Source organism: Streptomyces sp. PsTaAH-137, assembly GCF_003259365.1.
Classification (GTDB): Bacteria; Actinomycetota; Actinomycetes; order Streptomycetales; family Streptomycetaceae; genus Streptomyces.
The window spans coordinates 1-2261 of the sequence record NZ_QLLY01000080.1 but is presented as its reverse complement, the minus strand read 5'-3'; the positions used below and the strand labels follow the sequence as shown (position 1 = coordinate 2261).

The window sequence follows — 2261 nt, the reverse complement described above, 5'->3', positions numbered from 1 at the left end:
CCCCGGCCCTCGCCAAGGCGATCGGCCCGCTCCTCGCCGGACTGCCCGACTACCTGACCGAGCGGCTCCCCGGCTACATGGTGCCCGCCGCCCTCGTGCCGCTCTCCGAGATCCCGCTGACCCCGAGCGGCAAGCTGAACCGGCGCGTGCTGCCGCCCCCGGACTACGCGCAGGCATCGACCGGACGCGCGCCGCGCAACCGGATCGAGGAGTCCTTCTGCGCACTGTTCGCCGAGGTCCTCGGACTGCGGACCGTCGGCATCGACGACGACTTCTTCACGACCGGCGGCGACAGCATCCGGTCCATCCAGGTCGTCGCCCGGGCCAGGGCGCTCGGCATGGCCGTCAGCACACGGGAGGTCTTCGAGCACCGCACCGTCGCCCGCCTCGCCGAACTGGTCGAAGGACGCGACGACGAACGCGTGACCCTGGCCGAACTCCCCGGCGGCGGCGTCGGCCGGGCCCCGCTGCCCCCCATGGCGGCGCACGTCCTCGAACTGGGCGGCGGCATCGGCCGGTTCTCCATGTCCGGCATGCTGGCCCTGCCCGACGACATCGACCGCGCGGGACTGCTCGCCACTCTCCAGACCGTTCTCGACCGGCACGACGTGCTGCGCTCCCGGCTCGACCGGGAGGCGCCCGGACTGCTGATCGCGCCGCCCGGCAGCGTCGACGCCGCCGCACTGCTGCGCGAGGTCTCCCTCGACGGTGCCGACGTGCACGCCGAACTCGACGCCGCCGCCGACCGGCTCGACCCGGACGCCGGTGTCGTGGCCCAGTTCGTGCGGTTCACCTCCGGCACGGACGCCGACCGGCTGCTGATCGTCCTCCACCACCTCGTCGTCGACGGGGTGTCGTGGCGGATCCTGGTGCCCGAGCTGGCCGCCGCCTGGCAGCGGGTCCGCGCCGGTGACGCCCCGCAGCCCGCCCCGCAGGGCACGTCCCTGCGCCGCTGGGCACACGCGCTGGCCGACCTGGCGGCCGACCCGGAGACCGCGGCGGCCCAACTGCCGGTGTGGCAGGGCATCCTCCAGGGCGACGAGCCCGTGCTCGGCGCCCGGGAACTGGACCGCGCACAGGACGTCGCCGCCACCGTGGACACCGTCCGCGTCCAGCTCCCCGCGGACGTCACACAGACCCTGCTGACCCGGGTGCCCGCCGTCTTCCGCGGCCGGGTCGACGACGGACTGCTCGCCGCCCTCGCGCTGGCACTGGCCCACTGGCGCCGCGCCCGCGGCGAGTCGGCCTCCTCCACGCTCGTGCGCATGGAGGGCCACGGCCGCGAGGAACACGTGATACCCGGCGCCGACCTGTCGAGCACCATCGGCTGGTTCACCTCGGTGTTCCCGGTACGCCTGGACCTGACCGGCGTCGACGTGGCGGACGCGCTCGCCGGCGGCGCGGCCGCGGGCCGCGCGGTCAAGGCCGTCAAGGAACAGCTGCGGGCGGTGCCGGACAACGGCATCGGCTACGGCGTGCTGCGCCACCTCAACGCCGAGACCGGCGCCGTGCTCGCCGCCGGACGCGAACCGCAGATCGGCTTCAACTACCTGGGCCGCACCTCCGGCGGCGTCCCCGAGGAGCAGCAGGGCGCGGGCTGGACCCCGGACAGCACCTACCGGGACCTGATCGCCGCCCCGGACGCCGACATGCCGGTCCTCTCCGCGCTGGAGATCAACGCGGTGGCCACCGACACCGGCGACGGCGACGAACTGACCGCCTACTTCGGCTTCCCGACCGGAGTCCTCTCCCGCGACGAGGTCACCGAACTGGCCGGCCTGTGGGTGCGGGCGCTGACCGCGCTGGCCGAGCACGCCACGACGGAGGACGCCGGCGGCCTGACCCCGTCCGACGCCCCCCTGGTCGCGGTGGACCAGGCAGCGATCGACGGCTGGGAGAACCGGTTCGGCACGCTCGCCGAGATCTGGCCGACGACCCCCGCCCAGTCCGGAATCCACTTCCACACCCAGATGGCCGGATCGTCGTTCGACGCCTACCACATGCAGCTGGTGTTCCACCTCTCCGGCGACGTCGACCCGGACCGGATGCGCCGGGCCGGGCAGGCGCTCGTCGAGCGCTACACCAACCTCCGCGCCGCCTTCGTCCCCGGGGCCGACGGCGACATCGTCCAGGTCGTGCCGGCACACGGGGTGACCCTGCCCTGGCGCCACCTCGACCTGACCACCGTCGGCGACGCCGAGGGAGCCGAGACCTTCGAGGAGTTCCTCGCCGAGGACCGGGCCACCCACTTCGACATGGGC

General features: G+C 74.2%; 1 protein-coding gene. It reads left to right on the top strand.

Annotated features, from left to right (window positions below; translation table 11 throughout):
- Positions 1-2261: condensation domain-containing protein (locus tag K377_RS40980; protein ID WP_237551598.1), on the top strand; the 2261-nt coding region annotated here is incomplete at both ends.